The organism is Nocardia yamanashiensis NBRC 100130, assembly GCF_001613325.1.
Taxonomy (GTDB): Bacteria; Actinomycetota; Actinomycetes; order Mycobacteriales; family Mycobacteriaceae; genus Nocardia; species Nocardia yamanashiensis.
Genome location: NZ_BDCD01000032.1, coordinates 81,606 through 100,008 on the forward strand (window position 1 = coordinate 81,606; position 18,403 = coordinate 100,008).

15 protein-coding genes, 1 tRNA gene and 1 other RNA gene are annotated in these 18,403 nt (G+C 68.2%); 4 read left to right on the forward strand and 13 right to left on the reverse strand.

All coding sequences use genetic code 11. The annotated features are described in order from the left end of the window. Position 1: 1 nt before the first annotated feature. The 6 genes from NY1_RS33025 to NY1_RS33050 all read right to left on the reverse strand — a co-directional run bounded on the left by NY1_RS33025 (position 2) and on the right by NY1_RS33050 (position 7,032). The gene (locus NY1_RS33025; RefSeq protein ID WP_067721073.1) at positions 2-1,642 is read right to left on the reverse strand and encodes an ABC transporter substrate-binding protein; all 1,641 of its coding nucleotides are present in this window, start codon (positions 1,640-1,642) and stop codon (positions 2-4) included. Continuing rightward, positions 1,639-2,709 (reverse strand): LLM class flavin-dependent oxidoreductase, encoded by a 1,071-nt coding sequence (locus tag NY1_RS33030; RefSeq protein WP_067721074.1) that lies wholly within the window; start codon positions 2,707-2,709, stop codon positions 1,639-1,641. The genes NY1_RS33025 and NY1_RS33030 overlap by 4 nt, the downstream gene beginning before the upstream one ends. A 2-nt stretch (positions 2,710-2,711) precedes the next feature. Further along, a complete protein-coding gene (locus tag NY1_RS33035) occupies positions 2,712-3,692 on the reverse strand; it encodes an ABC transporter substrate-binding protein (RefSeq protein ID WP_067721075.1) in 981 nt (326 codons plus the stop codon). A gap of 33 nt (positions 3,693-3,725) precedes the next feature. Then, complete coding sequence (locus NY1_RS33040) at positions 3,726-4,490, reverse strand: amino acid ABC transporter ATP-binding protein (RefSeq protein WP_067721076.1); 765 nt, start codon at positions 4,488-4,490, stop codon at positions 3,726-3,728. Next, entirely contained in the window at positions 4,487-5,377 is an 891-nt protein-coding gene (locus NY1_RS33045; RefSeq protein WP_084535794.1) for an amino acid ABC transporter permease, read from the reverse strand. Before NY1_RS33045 ends, NY1_RS33040 begins: the two co-directional genes overlap by 4 nt. Before the next feature lie 173 nt (positions 5,378-5,550). Then, positions 5,551-7,032, reverse strand: coding sequence for a DHA2 family efflux MFS transporter permease subunit (locus NY1_RS33050; RefSeq protein ID WP_067721077.1), 1,482 nt, complete (start codon positions 7,030-7,032; stop codon positions 5,551-5,553). A 146-nt stretch (positions 7,033-7,178) separates the two neighbouring features. Between NY1_RS33050 and NY1_RS43220 the strand changes: the two genes are divergently transcribed. Next, positions 7,179-10,244, forward strand: coding sequence for a helix-turn-helix transcriptional regulator (locus NY1_RS43220; RefSeq protein ID WP_067721078.1), 3,066 nt, complete (start codon positions 7,179-7,181; stop codon positions 10,242-10,244). A gap of 7 nt (positions 10,245-10,251) precedes the next feature. On the opposite strand, the gene NY1_RS33060 is transcribed toward NY1_RS43220, so the two are convergent. The 4 genes from NY1_RS33060 to NY1_RS33075 form a co-directional block, all read right to left on the reverse strand. Beyond that, positions 10,252-10,803: a flavin reductase family protein gene (locus NY1_RS33060; RefSeq protein WP_067721079.1), complete on the reverse strand. Its 552-nt coding sequence runs from the start codon at positions 10,801-10,803 to the stop codon at positions 10,252-10,254. A gap of 129 nt (positions 10,804-10,932) precedes the next feature. After that, a complete protein-coding gene (locus tag NY1_RS33065; RefSeq protein WP_067721080.1) occupies positions 10,933-11,628 on the reverse strand; it encodes a DUF8020 domain-containing protein in 696 nt (231 codons plus the stop codon). 146 nt (positions 11,629-11,774) lie between these two features. Next, on the reverse strand, positions 11,775-12,485 hold the full coding sequence (locus NY1_RS33070; protein WP_067721081.1) for a DUF8020 domain-containing protein: 711 nt from the start codon (positions 12,483-12,485) through the stop codon (positions 11,775-11,777). Positions 12,486-12,598: 113 nt separating this feature from the next. Then, positions 12,599-13,177: an HhH-GPD-type base excision DNA repair protein gene (locus NY1_RS33075; protein WP_084535800.1), complete on the reverse strand. Its 579-nt coding sequence runs from the start codon at positions 13,175-13,177 to the stop codon at positions 12,599-12,601. A gap of 73 nt (positions 13,178-13,250) precedes the next feature. Here NY1_RS33075 and NY1_RS33080 point away from each other — a divergent pair, with 73 nt between their 5' ends. Then, entirely contained in the window at positions 13,251-14,093 is an 843-nt protein-coding gene (locus NY1_RS33080) for a methyltransferase domain-containing protein (protein ID WP_067721110.1), read from the forward strand. 56 nt (positions 14,094-14,149) lie between these two features. On the opposite strand, the gene NY1_RS33085 is transcribed toward NY1_RS33080, so the two are convergent. Both NY1_RS33085 and ffs read right to left on the reverse strand, forming a co-directional pair. After that, positions 14,150-15,439 (reverse strand): aspartate aminotransferase type Ic, encoded by a 1,290-nt coding sequence (locus tag NY1_RS33085; protein ID WP_067721082.1) that lies wholly within the window; start codon positions 15,437-15,439, stop codon positions 14,150-14,152. Positions 15,440-15,566: 127 nt separating this feature from the next. Continuing rightward, an RNA gene (gene ffs / locus NY1_RS33090) (signal recognition particle sRNA small type) lies at positions 15,567-15,661 on the reverse strand. A gap of 99 nt (positions 15,662-15,760) precedes the next feature. Between ffs and NY1_RS33095 the strand changes: the two genes are divergently transcribed. Then, positions 15,761-16,846, forward strand: a complete 1,086-nt coding sequence (locus NY1_RS33095) for a hypothetical protein (RefSeq protein ID WP_067721083.1) — start codon at positions 15,761-15,763, stop codon at positions 16,844-16,846. A 54-nt stretch (positions 16,847-16,900) separates the two neighbouring features. After that, a tRNA-Ser gene (locus NY1_RS33100) sits at positions 16,901-16,986 on the forward strand. 48 nt (positions 16,987-17,034) lie between these two features. Here NY1_RS33100 and NY1_RS33105 read toward each other — a convergent pair. Beyond that, complete coding sequence (locus tag NY1_RS33105) at positions 17,035-18,393, reverse strand: wax ester/triacylglycerol synthase domain-containing protein (protein ID WP_084535802.1); 1,359 nt, start codon at positions 18,391-18,393, stop codon at positions 17,035-17,037. Between the last annotated feature and the right edge of the window lie 10 nt (positions 18,394-18,403).

Here is an 18,403-nt window from a genome sequence, read left to right on the forward strand (position 1 = left end):
TTTACCGCTTCAGCCAGGTGTCGTGGAAGACCAGGCGGGCGGAGGCGTCGAACTTCACGCCCGCCGCGGCCGGCGCGACGCCGATGGCCTGCGACAGTTCCAGGGTGGGGATCAGCAGGCCCTCATCGAGCACCACGCGCTGCGCCTCGCCGAGGATCTTGCTGCGGGCGGCGGCATCGGTGGTCGAAAGCTGTTGCGCCAGCAGCGTATCGATCTGCCCGGCCGTGGGACGGACATTCAGGTTGCGCTGGTTGAAGGCGAAGGAGTTGCGCAAGATATCGCCGTCGGCGCGGCTCAGATTGCCGTAGGTGGAGTCGAAGTCCTTGTTGTTCTGCCGTGTCGTCCACTCCGCCACCGACACCGGCTCCAGCTTCAATTCCACGCCGACGGCGCGCAGCTGCTGCTGGGCGAGTTCCAGAATCGCCTGGTTGGCGGCGAATACGGGTGCGAACACCACGCCGAAGGACAGGCGCTGGCCGTCCTTGACCCGAATCCCGTCGGACCCGGGCGTCCAGCCCGCCTGATCCAGCACCTGCTTGGACGCCGCCTGGTCGAACTTCACCCGCGCCGACAGATCCAGGTAGCCGGGCGTCCGCGAGGCCAGCGCGCTGGTGGCGGCCTTGAACTGCGGACCCAGCACGGTGTCCACCAGTTCCTTGCGGTTGAGGGCGGTTATCAGCGCCGACCGCACCGCCGGATCGCGCAGCGCGCCGCGAGACACATTGGGCTGCAAGCCGAACGGAATACCCGGGTTGGAGGTGAACTGCACTCGCCCGCCGGATGCCTCGATCTGCGCGACGTCCTGCGGCAGCGCGTCACTGATGGCGTCCAGCTGCCCGGAGGACAGCGAACCGGTGCGCACGCCCGCCTCCGGCACCACCGTGAAGACGATCTTGTCGAGGTAGGCGTCACCCCGGTGATCCTGCAATGCGGATCCCCAGTTGTACCCGGCGCGCTTCACCAGCGTGGCCGAGGCGTTCTGCTTGTACTCCGCGTAGGTGAACGGGCCGGTGCCGATATTGCTCCCCAGGCACCGTTCGTCGGCGGACTTGGCCACCGTCGCCTCGGACTGGATACCCAGCTGCGGCGTCGAAGTGGCCTGCAGGAACTGCGCGTTCGGCTCCGAGAAGTCCACCTTCAAGGTGCGGGCGTCGAGCACCGTCCCGCCGGCGTAACCGGCCAGGTAGCCGGAGGCCAGCGGCGCCTTCACCCCGCCGATGGCCACCACGGAGTCGAAGTTCTTCTTCACCACTTCGGGCGTCAGCGGCGTGCCGTCGCTGAAGGTGACGCCTTCCTTCAACCGGAAGGTGAAGGTCCTGGCGTCCTGGCTGACCGTCCACTGATCGGCCAGCCACGGCCGCAGCTCCCCGGAGTCGGGGTCCTGATCCAGCAGCGAATCCACGATCTGCCGGGTCACGTAGATGGTCTGATTGGTCTGCCCCTGCACCGGATCCGAGCAGGTCGGGGCGACCGACAGGCCGTAGCGCAAGGTCCCGCCCGACTGCGGCGGACCGTCGGCGGCGGTGCTGCCGCCGTCCCCGCCACCGCAGGCGGCGACGGACAGGGTGGCGGCCAGGACGCCGGCGAGCGCGAGCGGACGCTTGCCGGCCGCCGCGGGGGACTTCGCCGTGGGGAACTTCATCGAATGACTCCGGAGGGGTAACGATCGGCTCCGAGCGGACGGCTCGGAATGCGCTGCCGTAGTTCGGCGGCGACTTCTGACTGGAAGAGTTCGAGGCTTTCGCGATGCTGTTTCTCGGTGCGGCCGTCACCATCGGCGCCCAGATGCACGACTTCGTGACCGAAGCGCTCGTGGTAGCGGGACAGCTTGTCCAGCACCTGCTGGGGACTGCCGATGAGCGCGGAGGAGCGCTCGGCGAAATCCTCGACGCTGTCGAACACGATGGGCACGTTGAACTTCCGCGCCACCGCCTGCCGCGCCTCGAAGATCGGGCGGTAGGCGTTCAGCGCCTCCTGCGAGTCCCGGGTCACCAGGAACCCGGCGGTGCCCGCGCCCACCAGCGCCTCCGCCGGATCGTGCCCGTACTCGGCCCAGCGCTCGCGATAGTGGTCGATCAGCTCCGCGTACGGCTCGATCGGATTGGTGACATTGGCCGAGAACAGCGGGTCACCGTGCTGCGCCGCGTAATCCGCCGATTCCCGGCTGGTGGCGCTGCCGTGCCAGATGCGCAGCCGCGGCTGCAGCGGCCGGGGCAGCGCTTTGGCCTCGGTGAGCGACGGCCGGAACCGCCCTTCCCAGGTGACGCTGTCGCTGTCCCACAGCTTCCGGAACAGCTCGTAGCCTTCGCGATTGCGGTCCCACTGATCGTCGGTGGTGACATGGAACAGCTGGGCCTGCGCCGCGCCGTTGCCCTTGCCGATAATGATCTCCAGCCGCCCGTCGGACAGATTGTCCAGCGTCGAGTAGTCCTCGAAGGCGCGCACCGGATCCAGCAGGCTCAAGGTGGTGACGCCGGTGAACAGGGCGATGCGCGAGGTGACGGCGGCGATATGGCTGAGCACCACCGGCGGCGCGGCCGAGATGAACGGATCCTCGTGCCGCTCGCCCACCGCGAAGCCGTCGTAACCGAGTTCTTCGGCGGTCCTGGCGCTCTCCACCACCCGGCGCAGGCGCTGCCGGGGCGATTCGGTGGCTCCGGTGATCGGGTCCGGTACGTGCGTGATCAGGGTCAGCAGTAGGAATTTCACGCTCAGCCCTTCTTCTTCGGGAGACCGGGCGGGTTGATGCGCGATTCCTTCACGGTCTCGCTGCCCAGTCCCCAGCGGTCGATGACCTTCTGGTAAATGCCGTTGTCGATGGCGTACTGCACGGCCTGCTGGACCGCCTTGATCAGGCCGTTGTCCTTGCGGGTCAGCACTCCGATCTCGGCTTGCAGGGCATCACCCGCACCGGAGAAGGTGGCGACCACCTTGGTCTGGCCCGCCGTGGCGGAGTGATAGCGCGCCGACGGGTTCGGGCCGAGGTAACCGTCCAGGCGGCCCGAGGACAAGGCCAGGTAGTAGTCGGTCACCTGCTGGTAGTAGGCGATGTCGATCTTGGGCAGGCCCTCGGCCACATTGGCGTCGTTCCAGGCCACCAGCAGCTGTTCCTGATTGGTGCCGGAGCCGACGCCGATCTTCCTGCCCGCCAGCGACTTCCGGTCGCTGTAGGTCCAGGAGGCGTCCTTGGGCACTTCCAGCGCCACGGTGTCCTGCCGGTAGGTGGCGAAGTCGTACTTCTCCTTGCGCTCCTCGGTGACCGTCACATTGGAGATGAAGGCGTCCACCTCGCCGGAATCGACCTTCACGAAGTTCTGCGCCCAGTCCGCCACGCGCGCATCCAGTTTCAAGCCCAGGATGTCGGCGATGACGGTGGCGAAATCGATCTCGGAACCGACCACGGTGCGATCGTCGGTGGCGTAGAAGCGCAGCGGCGGCGCGGCGCCGGCGGGGCCGGTCACGAGCAGCGAGCCGCGATCGCGAATGGCCTGCGGCACCTGCGCGGCAATGGCATCGACCTTGGTGGCGTGCACGCGGCCGGTCTGCTCCGGCGACAGGTCGTAGGTGATGCCGTTCGCGGTCCGGGTCTGCTCGTCACCGCCGTCGCCATTGCCGCAGGCGCCGGTGAGCAGGCTCAGCGCGGTGAGCGCGGCCAGTGCGGTGACCCGCCTGCGACGACTGGTCAGGGACATGAAACGGTTCCTCACTTGTTCGGGCGGACGGGCTCAGAGCGCGTGCGCGAGAAAGGCTTTGGTGCGCTCGTGCGCCGGGGCGTCGAAGACCTGCGCGGGCGGGCCCGCCTCGACGACGCGGCCCGCGTCCAGCAGCACCACGGTGTCGGCGACCTCGCGGGCGAAACCCAGTTCGTGGGTGACGATCACCAGGGTGGAACCGGCCTGCGCCAGATCGCGGATGACGTCGAGGACCTCGCCGACCAGTTCGGGGTCGAGGGCGGAGGTGGGTTCGTCGAACAGCACCACCTCCGGCCTCAGGGCGAGCGCCCGCGCGATGGCGACGCGCTGCTGCTGACCGCCGGACAGGCGCTTGGGATACTCATCGGCCTTGTCCGCCAAACCGACTCGCGCCAGCAGTTCCCGGGCCTCGGCCCGCGCTTCGGCCTTGGGCCGGCCCTGCGACGCCACGGGCGCGAGCGCCACATTCTCCAGCGCGGTGAGATGCGGGAAGAGATTGAAGTTCTGGAAGACGAAGCCGATGCGCGAACGCTGCCGCAGGATCTCGCGCTCGGACAGTTCGTGCAGCTTGTCGCCCTTGCGGCGGTAGCCGACCAGTTCACCGGCCACCCGGATGGAACCGGCGTCCACCTTCTCCAGATGGTTGATGGTGCGCAGCAGCGTGGATTTGCCGGAACCGGACGGGCCGAGGATCACCGTCACCTCACCGGGCCGCACCGCCAGATCGATACCCGCCAGCACCTCGGTGCCGCCGAACGACTTGCGCACGCCGCGCAGCCGGATCGCGTACTCGCTCATCGCACGTGCCCCTTCGCGAAGTGCCGTTCGATGTAGTGCTGCACGATGCTCAGGGCGGTGGTGAGCACGATGTACCAGACCGTGGCGACCATGAGCAGCGGGACCACCCGGCCATTGCGGCCGAAGATCACCTGCACCTGGTAGAAGAGTTCGGCGATGGCCATGGTGGAGACGATGGAGGTGCCCTTGAACAGGGAGATCACCTCATTGGCGGCGTTCGGCAGGATGCCGCGCATGGCCTGCGGGGCGATCACCGTGAAGAACTGCCGGCGCCAGGGCAGGCCCAGCGATTTCGCGGCCTCCCACTGCCCCTGATCCACCGAGATGATGCCCGCGCGGATGATCTCCGCCGAATACGCGGCCTGATGCAGCGCGAGGCCGATCACGGCGGCCGTGAAACCGCCTATGACGCCATTGGTTTCGAAGGTGACGAACTCCGGGCCGAACGGAATGCCCAGCGACAACGTCTTGTACAGGTAGGCCAGGTTGAACCAGAACAGCAGCTGCACGATCAGCGGAATCGAGCGGAACGCCCAGATGTAGGTCCACGAAATGGCCTGCAGCACCGGGTTCTTCGACAGCCGGCCGATGGCCAGCCAGATCCCGATGAAGAAGCCCAGCAGAGTCCCCCACACCGTCAGCTCGATGGTCACCTTCAGCGCGCTCAGCACCGACGCGGCGGTGATGTACTGCGCGAAGGTGGACCAGTCCCAGCCCGGATTGGTGATCAGGCCGTGCGCGAACTGCGCCACCAGCAGCAGGGCGATCCCGCCCGTCACCCACCGCCACGGATGGCGCTTGCGGGCCACGGTGAGGACGGCGTCGTCGTCCTCGGCCGCTTCCGCACGCTCGGGAGGTGCCGCCAGAATGCTCACCCGAACGACCATACGAAGGTGAGTGGCGGCGGTCACCGATCCGGATCAGCATGAATTCAATAGGGGCGCAAGGGATTTCCCGAATTCTTCCGGAAAACACGGCGAGCTCGCCCGGTCGTGGCGAACCGGGCGAGCTCGTGGGTACCGACGAGAGTACGTCTGGAATTCCAGCACCGGGCGGGGCGCTAGGACAGGGTTCGGCTCACCCCGATCGCATTGCGCGGGAGCAACAGTGCCGGAAGCAAGGCCAGGGCCATGATCGCCACCGCCCAGCCGTAGGTGCCGCGGAAGGCGTCCGCCAGGCCGTCGGCGAGGGCGGCATGCTGCTGTGGGGTGCTCGCACGCACCGAATCCAGGGTCGAACCGGCCTCGCGGACCAGGGCCGTGCTCAACAGCACCGACACCGCGGCCGCGCCGATCGACGCGGCCACCTGCTGCACGATATTGATGGCCGTGGTGGCGGCGGGGATCCGCTCCGGCGGCAGGCCGCGCGAGGCGGTGGCGATGGTCGGCATGATGGTCGCGCCCACGCCGATACCCATGAGCACGCCGGCGGCGGCGATCCGCCAGTACGCCGTATCGGCTTGGATCTGGGTGGCCATGGCCAGGAATCCGGTTGCGGCGGTGACGATTCCGGCGAGCACCAGGCGGCCCGGCGGAACCCGGTCGGCGAGGCGGCCCGCGATCTGCATGGTGAGGCCGGTGGCCAGCACCTGCGGAATGCCGTAGACGCCCGCCTGGGTGGCCGACGCGCCGCGCACCACCTGCCAGTAGAGCGGGCCCAGCAGCATGGAGCCGAAGTACGCGCCGCTGAACAGGGTGAGAGTCAGCACGCCGGACCGGAATTGGCGGTGCGCGAACAGGGCCGGGTCGATGAGGGGATGGTCGGAGCGCAGCGCGCGGACCACGAAGCCGGCGATCAGGACGAGGCCCGCGAGGGTGGGCAGCAGGGTGGCCGGGGCGGTGAAGTCGGCGCGCTCACCGCCGGTGGCCACGCCGTAGATGAGGGCGGCCAGGCCGGGCGAGAGCATGAGCAGGCCGGGGACGTCCAGGGCGCGGCTCGGCTGCGGGGCGTCGGTGCGCAGCACCCGGTACGCGCCGAACAGGGCGACCGCGGCGATCGGAAGGTTGATGAAGAAGATCCAGCGCCACGAGGCGTGATCCACCAGCCAGCCGCCCAGCACCGGACCGGCCAGCGGCCCGATCAGAACCGGGATGCCCATGATGGCCATGGTGCGGCCCAGCCGGGACGGATCCGAGGCCCGCATCATGATGGCCATACCGACCGGCATGATCATGCCGCCACCCAGCCCCTGCACCACGCGGAAGGCGATGAGCGACTCCGCGTTCCAGGCCAGCCCCGCCAGCACGGAACCGGTGGCGAACAGGGCGATGGCGGTCAGGTAGAGGCGCTTCGTACCGAATCTGCCCATGGCCCAGGCCGTTACCGGAATGACGGTGGCCAAGGCCAGGGTGTAACCGGTGGCGACCCAGGCGATCGTGGCGAGCGGGGCGTCGAAAGCGCCGGTGAGGTGTTCGAGGGCGACATTGATGATGGTGGTGTCGAGCACGGTCATGATCGACGCCAGGATCACCACCGTCGCGGTGGCGGCCAAGGCCGGGGTGGACCCGGTGGTGGGCCGGGCCGGAGCGAGTGTGGCGTTCATGGGGATTGACGTTATGGACGGGCGGGGTGCGGTCGCCTCTGTCGAATTACCTGGTTTGCCGGGCCGGTAGCGGGCGTGGTGCGGAGGTGGCCGACGCCTTCGTCTCCCTAAAATCCCCGGTCAGCCGTCCAGTAAGGTGGATTCACGTGTTCTACGGTCGCACCGCGGAGATCGCCGCCCTCGACGATCTGCTCACCCGCGCGACCACCGGCCGTGCGGGCATCGCCGTACTGCGCGGCGAGGCCGGCATCGGAAAGTCCGCCCTCATCGATCACATTGCAGAAGGCGCGACGAGGTTCCGGGTCCTTCGGGCGACCGGCACGGAAGCGGAATCCACGCTGCCGTACGCGGGACTGCATCTGCTGTTCGGCAAGGCGCGGCGCGAGCTCGACGCGCTGCCCGCCGCCCAAGCCGACGCCTTGCGGGCGGCGCTGGATTCCGGTGCGGGCGTGGGCAATCCGTTCCTGGTGGGTGCGGCCACCCTCACCCTGCTCGCCGACCTGGCCGAATCCCGGCCCCTGCTCTGCCTGATCGACGACGCCCAATGGCTGGATCGCGCCTCGCTCGACGCCCTGCTCTTCGCCGCCCGCCGCCTGGACGCCGAGCCGATAGCACTGATCTTCGCCGTGCGTGACGACCACCTGCCCGAACTTCAGCAGCTGAACGCCCACGAGCTCGCCCTCGGCGGCCTGACCGGCGCGGACGCCGATGCCTTGCTCACCGCCCACCACCCCGGCCTCTCCCCCGCCACCGCCCGCTGGACCGTGCACGAATCCCACGGCAATCCCCTCGCCCTCCAAGTACTCCCCACCCTCCAGCGCCCCGGCGACATCTACGAATCCCCGCACCACCACTCCCCCACCCCCACCCGCATCCAGCGCGCCTTCACCGACCAGATCGCCACCCTCACCCCGGCGGTCCGCGACCTCCTGCTGGTCGCGGCCGCCGACAGCAGCGGCGAAGCCGCCATAATCCGCACCGCCGCAGCCTCTCTCACTCACGACCTGCCGGAGAGCACGGACGCCACCACTACCCGTCATTCCGGCATGCTTTTGGCCGGAACCGCACCGCACCAGGAAGATCCCCGCCAAAAGCACGCGGAAACGTCTGAGGGAGCGCACGCGCGCTTGGTGGAAGGGGACGCCGGAGCGTCGAGTGGCCGGGCGGAGTCTTCGACGAGCGGTGCTGCCGGGGCGGCGGAATTGGTGGCGGAGCAGGCTGGGTTGTTGCGGTTGGAGGGGGATCGGATTTCGTTCCGGCATCCGTTGATTCGCGCCGCAGCTTATCAGGGGGCGAGTGCGGCGGAGCGGCGGGCGGCGCATCGGGCGCTGGCGGGGGCGTTCGCTGATACTTGTGATGACCGGCGCGCTTGGCATTTGGCCGCGGCGGCCACCGGGGCGGACGAGGCAGCTGCGGTCGCGCTGGAGCAGGCCGCGGTGTGCGCGCGAGGACGTGGCGGGTTGCGGGAGACCTCCGCGGCTTATGAGCGGGCGGCGGCGTTGAGTCCGGCGGCGGCGGATAGAAGCAGGCGGGCGGGGGCGGCGGCGCAGGCGGCCGCCGATGCCGGGGATCTGGATCGCGCTGCGGCACTGGTGGAATCGGCTATCGCGGCGTTGCCGCAGGAGTACGAGCAGGCGCACTCGGATTCCGCGCAGGCGGCTCCCGGGCGGGTATCGGGTGGGGCGGATGCGTCCTCGGCGGCGTTCGCGACCGGATCCGATCCGGCGGCGTTCGGGCTGCCGGCCGAGAGCGGGCTGTTCGCGCGACTGGTTTCGCTGCGGGCCACGATCGAGCGGGATCAGGATCGGCCGCGGACCGCGTATCGGTCGCTCACCTCGGCGGCGGTGGCCACGGCCGGAACGGAGCCGGAGACGGCGAGCCTGCTGCTGTTCCAGGCCGCTGAATCAGCTTGGACCGCAGGTGATCTGGTTGCCGTGCGGCGGGCGGCGGCATTGACGGAGCAGTTGGGGCTGCCGCGTGGGGAACGTATCGCGGCGCTCGTGGATTTGCTGGACGCGCTGAATCTGGAACCGGGAAGCCAGGATCGCGGTGCGGCGGCGGTGCGTGAACTGCTCGCGGGGCTCAGCCCGGATCGGCTGCGCGAACGTGCGCAGGTCGTGCATTGGCAACTGCTGCTGGGTGATCAGCACGCGGCCCGTGAGCTGGCCGCGGCGCTGGAGGACGACTGCCGCCGGGACGGCGCGCTCGGGGTGCTGGCCCTGACGCTCTGGCTGCGGGCGCGCATCGAGATCCTGCTCGGCAATCTCGCCTTAGCCGAGGCCGCCGCGACGGAGGGGCTGCGACTGGCCGACGACATCGGACAGCGCAACCTGCACGACAGATATGCCGCCGCCCTGGCCCACCTGGCAGCCTTGCGGGGTGATGAAACCGCCTGCCGTGAACTGACTTCCGCACCGCTGGCGCACGGCATCGCGCCCGCCAGCGTGCACGCCGACGCCGCGCTGGGGCTGCTGGAGCTCGGGCTGGGCCGTCCCGAAGCGGCGTTCGACCGGTATCTGACCATGCTGGCGAGCGCCAACCGCCACGGCGCGACCGCCAGCCTGCCGGATCTCGTCGAGGCCGCGCATCGCATCGGCCGCACCGCCGACGCCCGGCCCGCGCTGGACAGTTACACGGCCTGGGCCGAGCGGGCCCGTCATCCGTGGGCGCTGGCCGTCGCGCATCGCTGCCACGCACTGCTCGCCGACGGCGACGCCCCCGGCTGGTGGCTGTCCGGCACCGGACCGGACACCACCGGCGCTCCCGCCGAGCAGCATTTCCGGGCCGCTCTCGAACTCCATTACGGAACAGCGGAATACACCTTCGAGCGCGCCCGCACCGAACTCCTCTACGGCGAATGGCTGCGCCGCGAACAGCGCCGTGCCGACGCCCGCCGGCATTTGCGCGCGGCCATGGAATCATTCGAACATCTCGATGCCCGCCCGTGGGCCGAACGCGCCCGCGCGGAACTGCGCGCCACCGGCGAAACCCGCACGGCCGCACCGGCCGCCGATGTGCTCACCAAATTGACGCCGCAGGAATTGCAAAGCGTGCAATTGGCGGCGGAAGGCCTGTCCAACAAGGACATTGCCGCACGCCTGTTCCTGAGCCCCCGCACGGTGGGTTATCACCTGTCGAACGCGTATCCGAAACTCGGCATCACCTCACGCCGCGAACTCGCGTCCTTCCGCGATCTCACCGCCGCGCACTGAACGCGGCTCAGGCGGTCGCTTCCCGGATCTCCCGCGGCTCCGGATTTTCCAGCGCGCGAAAGCCACTGCGATGAAATACCAGCGGCTCGGAATCGGGATGCGTGGTCAGCCGGTGCACCCGCAGCAGCACCACGGCGTGATCACCGGCCGGCACCTGCGCGTGCACCGAGGTCTCCAGCCACGCCGTCGCCCCGGACAGGAACGCCGCATTGCCGTTCCCGGTGCGCAGTTCGAGATCCCGGAACCGGTCGCCGTTCCGCGAGCTCAGCGCCCGCGCCGCCGCTTCCTGCCCGGAGCCGAGCAGGCTGAGCCCGAGCCGGCTGGCCTGTTCCAGCCGCGGCCAGGTCTCGGAGGTGTACTGGATGCAGATGGAAACCAGCGGCGGATCCAGCGATACCGGGGTGAAGGTGCTCACCACCAGCCCGTGCGGTATGCCGCCGATGCGGGCGCAGACCGCCACCACCCCGCTGGGGAAGTGCGCGAAGGTGCGGCGCAGATCCGCGCCGTCGACCGGTGTGAGTGCGGCTTCGGCGCCGTGAATCGAGGTCAGCTCGCCCATCACCCCAGTTCAGCAGGATGGGGTGGGCGGCAACAGGTTTGGGCTCACCCGGATCGGAAGAAACGCGAGCGCCCCCGCCCGGCAATGCCGGACGGGGGCTGTGTCCCGCCGAAAAGGCTGTGGAGAAACTTACTTCTGCAGGGACGGCTGGTTGATGGTCACGAAGTAGTTGTACGCCGCGCCGATCGCGACCGGGGCGGTGATGAAGATCTGACCGGCCAGGGTGCCCAGGAAGCCGACCGCGGCGGCGCCGGCGATGCAACCGCCCAGCGGGCCGAGACCGAACAGCGTGGCCAGCGCGCCGGTGGCGACGACGCCGAGCACGGCGCCCGCGACACAGCCGAGGGCCGCGCCGCCGATGCCGCCGGTCAGGGTGGCGATGGAGGCGCCCATGGAGATGGTGTCCACCATGCGCTTCCAGGCGGCCTGCTCACGGTCGTAGTCCGACTTGAACGGGGCCTGGTTCTCGAACGGCAGGTTGACCGGCTTGTAGACCGCGTGCTGCTCGTCGAGCTGCGGGGTCAGGGTGGCCGCGTTGCCGGCGATCTCGGCCGCGATCGGGAACTCGAAGTCGTCGACGCGGAACTTCAGATCGGTGTCGGCCACGGTGGTGCCATTGGCAGCCTTGATCTTGAAGGTGCCGTCCTCGACGACCATGTCGCCGTCGGTCCGGATGACCATGACGCCGGTCTCCGGGTTGGTGGTGGCGGCGTAGTTGATGACGCCGTTGTCCTGCGCGGCAGGAGCGGCGCCGGCGGAGCCCGCGGTAACGCCCAGGGCGGCGATCACGAGCGCCGCGGTGGCAGCGAATTTCTTCGAAAGCATTTGTCGGTATTTCCTCATCAGGCGGTCCGCAGGGGGAACGTGGAGATCAAATCGAGGAGATACGAACGAGTGCTTACCCGAAGGTGCCGTGCGGGTTAACACTTCCTCCGGCACCTTCGGGCACAGCTGTGATTACCGTGCCGGAATTACTTGGCGGGCGCGGTGAACGGCTGGTTGATGGTCGTGAAGTACTGCACCGCAGCGGCAATCGCGACCGGCGCGGTCACGAAAATCTGACCCGCGACCGTACCGAGGAAGCCGACGGCCGCCGCACCGGCGATGCAACCGCCGATCGGGCCGAGGCCGAACAGAGTCAGCAGCGCACCGGTGGCGGCCACGCCGAGCGCGGCGCCCGCGATGCAGCCCAGGGCCGCGCCGCCGATGCCACCGGCCAGGGTGCCGATGGTGGCGCCCAGGGTGATGGTCTGGGTCAACCGGGTCCAGGCCGCGACCTCACGGTCGTATTCGGTCTTCCACGGCGCCTGGTTCTCGTAAGGCAGCGCGACCGGCTTGTACACGGCGTGCGCCTCGTCGAAGGACGGGGTCAGGGTGGCGGTGCGGCCGGAGATCTCGGCGGCGATCGGGAACTCGAAGTCGTCCACCCGGAACTTCAGCTCGGTGCCCGCGATGGTCGCGCCATTGGCGGCCTTGATCTTGAAGACGCCGTCCTCGTTGACCAGCGAACCGGCATCGGTCCGAATGACCACCTGGCCGTTCTCGGACTGGGTGGCGGCGTAGTTGACGACGCCGTTGTCGGTCGCGGCCGGGGCCGCGCCCGCGGTGCCGGTCGCGCCGGCGGTCACCCCGATCGCCGTGACCAACAGTGCCGCGATCCCGGCGAATTTCCTCATCTTCATTTGGTACTGCTTCCCGCTGGTGCTGCTGCAAATCGAACGCGGCAAGCATCAGGCAATCGAAGCGTTTATCGAAGGGTTAGAACCACCTTGATTCGATCGGGTCCGGACGGGCGCTACTTCTGCTTGGCGGCGGCCTTCGCCTGCTTCTTGAATTCCCGCACCTGGGTCAGGGATTCGGCATCGGTCACATCCGCGACCGAACGCCGGGAATCCGGTTCGCCGTACGCACCCGCCGCTTCCCGCCAGCCCGGCGCCGCTAGTCCATCCTGTTTACCCAAGAGCGCCAGAAAGATTCGCGCCTTCTGATCGCCGAATCCCGGCAGCGCCTTCAACCGTTTCAGGACTTCCTTGCCGTCGGGATCACCGTTCGTCCACAGTCCCGCGGTGTTTCCGTCGTAGTTCTCGATAATGAACCGCGCCAGTTCCTGCACCCGGCGGCCCATCGAACGGCCGTAACGGTGGATGGCCGGGGGCGTGGCGGCCAGTTCCTCGAATTCCGCCGGATCGGCGTCGGCGATCTTGCGGATATCGAACCCGCCCATCCGATCGGCGATCTTCTGCGGACCCCGGAAGGCGTGTTCCATCGGAAACTGCTGATCCAGTGCCATACCCACCAAAAGGGCGAAATCGTCGGCGGAAAGCAGTTCGTCAGCGGCGGATTCCTGCGCAATACACAGTTTGCGGCTCACCATGGATCGATCATCCCATCCATCCCGCGTTGCGGTGACACGGGTCACGACTAGGGTGGCTGGTATGCCCGACACCATGGCAAATTCTTCAGTACGAACCGCGCCGCAAACCGGCGCCGGGTCCGGACTGCGACCGGACCGTTTCGACCGCGAGGGCCAGGATCAACTGGTCGATGTGCATGATCTGCAAGCCGCGCTACCGGGAATCCGCCGATTGCGAACGTGGGCGCACGAAGCGCTCGCGCTGCGGGCCGGGGAGAGCGCCCTCGATATCGGCTCCGGGACCGGATCCGAGGTGATGGTCTTCGCCGAGGCGGTCGGTCCCACCGGCACCGCGCTCGGCGTGGAACCCGACGAGCACCTGCTGCACGCGGCCGAACGCCGTGCGGCGCAAGCCGGATCGACGGCCAAGTTCGTGTCCGGCGACGCCTACGGGCTGCCGCTGGCCAGTGACAGTTACGACGGCGTGCTGGTGGAGCGGGTGCTGCAGCATCTGACCTCGCCCGCCCGGGCGATCGGCGAGATCAGCCGGGTGCTCAAGCCCGGCGGCCGCGTGGTCGTGATGGACGCCGACTGGGGCACGGCCATCGTGCATCCGGGCGACCGGCACGTGGTGCACGAGGTGGTGGAGACCATGATCTCCCGCACCACCAATCCCTTCGCGGGACGGCAGCTGTCCGGGCTGCTCACCAAGGCCGGCCTGGTCGTGGACGATATCGGCTCGCACGCGCTGATCCAGGATGGCAGCGCGGGCGCGGGAGCGCTGGTCGCCCGCATCGCGGATATGTCGGTGGCGCGCGGATCCATCACCCAGAAGCAGCGCGATCAGCTGCTGGCGGACCTGGAGGCCGGTGCGGCCAGCGGTGACATCCACCTGTCGGTGACCATTTTCGCGGTGCTCGCGCACAAGCCGAACTGACCGAACGGAAACGGGGCGCGCACCGAAAGGTGCACGCCCCGTTCGCTTTTCGCCTGTTACATGCTCATGAGCTTCTCACTGGCGGCGAGCAGGACGCAGGTCGCCAGGCCGTCCATCGCCTTCTCCAGTTCCGCCTCGGACGGGAAGCTGGGCGCGATGCGAATGTTCTTGTCCTCCGGGTCTTTTCCGTACGGGTAGGACGAACCCGCGGGGGTCAGCGCGATGCCCGCGTCCTTGGCCAGTGCGACCACCTTCGACGCAGTGCCCTCCAGGACGTCCAGGCTGATGAAGTACCCGCCCTTGGGCTCGGTCCAGGACGCAACCTTCGACGCGCCCAGGCGATCCTCCAGAATGCGCAGCACCAGCTGGAATTTCGGCTCCAGGATGGCGCGGTGCTTCTGCATGTGCGTGCGCACGCCCTCGGCGTCGCCGAAGAAACGCACGTGGCGCAGCTGGTTCAGTTTGTCCGGGCCGATGCTCTTCTTGCCGGCGTGCTTCAGGTACCACTCCAGGTTGGCGGTGGAGGAACCGAAGAAGCTGACGCCCGCGCCCGCGAAAGTGATCTTGGAGGTGGAGGCGAAAACGTAAGCGCGATTGGGGTTTCCGGCCGCGGCGGCCAGGCCCAGCACATCCAGCACCGGATCGGCGGTCTCGGTGAGCGGGTGCACCGCGTAGGCGTTGTCCCAGAACAGCCGGAAATCGGGCGCGGCGGTCGGCATCGAAACCAATTCGCGGGTCACGGCTTCGGAGAAGGTGACGCCGGTCGGGTTGGAATAGTTCGGCACCGCCCACAGGCCCTTGATGCTCGGATCGGCGGCCACCAATTCGGCGATGGCGTGCACATCGGGGCCGTCGCCCAGCATGGGGATGGCGATCATCTCGATGCCCAGCGATTCGGTGATCGCGAAATGCCGGTCGTAACCCGGGGCGGGACACAGGAATTTGAGCACCGGCTCATCGGCCCAGCGCCGCTCGGAGTCGGCATTGCCGTGCAGCATGGAGTACACGATCACGTCGTGCATCAGCTCCAGGCTGGCATTGTTGCCGGCCAGCAGGTTCGACACCGGGATGCCGAGCAGTTCGCCGAAGATGGCGCGCAGTTCCGGGAGCCCGTGCAGGCCGCCGTAATTGCGCACGTCGGTGCCGTTCGCATCCTTGTAGTCGCCCTCGCCCGGCAGGGTCAGCAGGGCATTGGAGAGGTCGAGTTGTTCCGGCGCGGGTTTTCCGCGCGTGATGTCCAGGGTGAGCTTCTCGGTCTTGAGCTTCGCGTAGTTCGCGGTCTGCGTCTCGTGTTCCGTCACGAGTTCCGCATGGCTCATCAAACCGAGTTGCGTCTGCCGGGGCATCTGCACAGCCTTTCCAAGGGCGGGAATTTTTGTGTGGTCCGCGAGTAGAACGCGAATCCAACCGACCACGTTACTAGGGGGCTCGACCGAATCGGGAGCTATATACGGACATCCCCTGCCCGGAAAATAAAGGGGACCCAGCGCACCCGGCAGAGCCCGTTGACCCTTGCTGCCTTCCGGCCCTGGGGGAGTTCACAGGATGCGCGCCGCGCTGGATCCGTCGGCCAGTGTAGCGGCTCACCGAGACTCCCGCCGCCCCGGGTCGTTACGATCGGTCCGACATGCGGGGCGACCCGCTCAGTACCGGAGGGGAAACCGTACGTGACTAGCTCCAATCCAGGACCGGGCGAGCCGCACGACCCGGCGAAAGCGCAGGAGACGGCGCAGTGGTGGGCCACCCCGCCCGCCGGCACCGATCCCGGCCAGCCGGTGACCGGTGTGGATCCGACCATGCTCAACTACGGCGCGCAGCCGGCCCAGCCCGATCCGACCATGCTCAACTACGGCGGCCAGCCGCCCGCCGACCCGACCATGCTGAACTACGGTGCGGGCGGACCGGGTTACACCCCACCCGCGCAAGCCATTCCGCAGCCCGCCTTCACCGGCGGCCAGTACGCGGCCGGGCAGCCGCTGGGCGGACAGCCGTTCCCGCCCGCGCAGCCGATCCAGCCGCAGCCGCAGCAATTCGCCCAGCCCGCAGGCGGTTACGGCTACGCGCCGCCCCCGCCCTCGTCCGGCGGCGGCAGCAAGACCGGGTGGATCGTGGGCGGCGTCATCGGCCTGGTGGTGCTGGTCGGCATCGGCATCGGGGTGATCGCGGTCGCCACCGACGACTCCAGCCCGATCTCGCCGCTGGGCAGCGACAAGAAGAACATGGACGGCAATTACTCCATGGCCAATATCACCAATGCCTGCAGCCTGATCGATGCCTCGGCGGTCACCAAGTGGTCGTCCACCTCCAAGGGCAGCCCGACCCACACCGAGACCAAGCCGACCGATTACAGCGGCGGGTCGATGAATTGCAAGGCGTCGTACACCAGCAAGTCCGGCAGCAGCAAGTACCACGACAATGAGGCCGAAATCACCCTCGATGTCGGCTTCACCAGCGCCTACGGCGGGCCGACCTACGACAGCTGGAAGCAGATGGACACCGGCACCACCGGTTCCGGGCGCGCCTCCGGCGATCTCACCGGTATCGGCTCGCAGGGGTACTGGCACACCGAGACCAGCGATTACTCGTCGTTCACCGTGCAGGAGTACACGGCGGCCGCCACCGACAGCAATGTCTCGGTGAAGATCAAGATCGATCTGGATCGCGGGCCCGGCGAATCCATCAGCAAGGAAGAGATGGCCGCGGTCGCCAAGGAACAACTCCAGAAGGCGCTCACCGCACTCAAGAAGAAATAGCCTCCGACTACCTGATTTGCGTTCCGCAGGGGGTCAGCCGGTATATTGCTCCACGGAGGATTCGCCTAGTGGCCTATGGCGCTCGCCTGGAACGCGGGTTGGGTTAACAGCCCTCAGGGGTTCAAATCCCCTATCCTCCGCTCACGAAAGCCCCGGCCGGACTCAGTCCGGCCGGGGTTTTCGGTATTTCAGGGGTGCTTCGCCAGGTTCACGACTTCGGTCAGCGCCGCGTCCAGCAGGGCCGCGTAGGCGTCCAGATCGGGGACGACCGCGGGATCGGCGTGCAGGGACAGGGTGACGGTGTCGCCGAGTCCGTGAATGCCGTGGGTCAGGTGCATGACCGAGCCGATGGCCGGGAAGCCCGCGGTGCAGCGGACCGGGCCGCCGCCGAAGGTCAGATCGGCCGGGCCGCGGTGGACGCTGGAGACGACGGTGTGGGCGGAAACTCGTTCGGGCAGCGCCTCGATCGGGAGATGGGTCACGTCACGATGCAGGATCGGGGCGGGGAGGGTCTCGGTGACGCGGGATTGTGCTTCCTGCAGGGGGTGTTTCGCGCGGGCGGCGCGCAGGGTGAGATCGGCGGCGATGGCGGCGGCGCGGGCGTGCGGGTCGGGTTCGGTGATGCAGAGGTCGACCGAGAGGTCGTGGTAGCTGTTACGGGGGCCGCCGGGGGTGGCTACCGCCATGGGGACTTGGGCGCGGAGGGCTTCGCTCGGTTCGCCGCGCTGGGTGAGGTAGCGCTCGAGAGCCAGTGAGATGGCGGTCAGGGCCGCGACGGTCACGGTGTGGCCGGGGAGGCGGAGGTCGTTCGCTTCGCGCACCAGCATTCGTATGGAGTGACCGGTTGGGATGGTGCCGTCGCCGTTGAGGAGGTTAGGGAGAACAGCGGGCGGCGGGGGTGGAATCGCGCCGGACGCGGTCAGTTCGGCCAGTTCACGTTGCGCGCGGGCGGCTTCGATACCGCGAATGACTGTGCGCGCCATACGAATCGGCAGGCGCGGCAGTTCACGGACAGCAGCACTCCACCTGTCCCACCCGCGTCCCCTGTCATTCCGGCGTGATGACGGAGCGGGGGTTTCGGAGAAGAGCACGCGGGCGAGCGTGGCGGCGCGACGACCGTCGGCGAGGGCGTGCGAGAGCTGAAGGATCGCTATCAACGCGGGCTCGTCCGGAGCGAATCCCGGTGCGCCCGTGATGTTGCGGAAGATGTGCAGCCGCCATGCCCGTTGCTCGGCGCGGAGTCCGGTGGCCAGCAATCTCTCCACCGCGGCGGTGAGCTGGTCCCACGTCGGTTCCGCCAGTTCATGTTCGGCGAACTGCTCGGCAATGAATTCGCAATGCACCCAAATGGGATACGCAATATTTGCAGGAGTTTCCAGCACGCGTGTCAGCAAATCCGGAATACCAGTGACTCGGTTTGCAATCGCCACACGAAGCCGGTCGGTCGGCTGCCCGGCGTCGGCGAAACCGTACAGCAGGAACAAATCGTTCCGGGTGCGGGCGGACAGCCAGTACATGGTGGCGTCGCGGGCCGTCAGGGAATTCACCGGCCGAGCC

What these genes read in the sequence shown, in the direction of transcription:
- NY1_RS33025 (WP_067721073.1), bottom strand. Translation starts at nt 1,642, where the DNA reads ATGAAGTTCCCCACGGCGAAGTCCCCCGCGGCGGCCGGCAAGCGTCCG.
- NY1_RS33035 (WP_067721075.1), bottom strand. Translation starts at nt 3,692, where the DNA reads ATGTCCCTGACCAGTCGTCGCAGGCGGGTCACCGCACTGGCCGCGCTC.
- NY1_RS33040 (WP_067721076.1), bottom strand. Translation starts at nt 4,490, where the DNA reads ATGAGCGAGTACGCGATCCGGCTGCGCGGCGTGCGCAAGTCGTTCGGC.
- NY1_RS33045 (WP_084535794.1), bottom strand. Translation starts at nt 5,377, where the DNA reads ATGGTCGTTCGGGTGAGCATTCTGGCGGCACCTCCCGAGCGTGCGGAA.
- NY1_RS33050 (WP_067721077.1), bottom strand. Translation starts at nt 7,032, where the DNA reads ATGAACGCCACACTCGCTCCGGCCCGGCCCACCACCGGGTCCACCCCG.
- NY1_RS33060 (WP_067721079.1), bottom strand. Translation starts at nt 10,803, where the DNA reads ATGGGCGAGCTGACCTCGATTCACGGCGCCGAAGCCGCACTCACACCG.
- NY1_RS33065 (WP_067721080.1), bottom strand. Translation starts at nt 11,628, where the DNA reads ATGCTTTCGAAGAAATTCGCTGCCACCGCGGCGCTCGTGATCGCCGCC.
- NY1_RS33070 (WP_067721081.1), bottom strand. Translation starts at nt 12,485, where the DNA reads ATGAAGATGAGGAAATTCGCCGGGATCGCGGCACTGTTGGTCACGGCG.
- NY1_RS33075 (WP_084535800.1), bottom strand. Translation starts at nt 13,177, where the DNA reads ATGGTGAGCCGCAAACTGTGTATTGCGCAGGAATCCGCCGCTGACGAA.
- NY1_RS33080 (WP_067721110.1), top strand. Translation starts at nt 13,251, where the DNA reads ATGGCAAATTCTTCAGTACGAACCGCGCCGCAAACCGGCGCCGGGTCC.
- NY1_RS33085 (WP_067721082.1), bottom strand. Translation starts at nt 15,439, where the DNA reads ATGCCCCGGCAGACGCAACTCGGTTTGATGAGCCATGCGGAACTCGTG.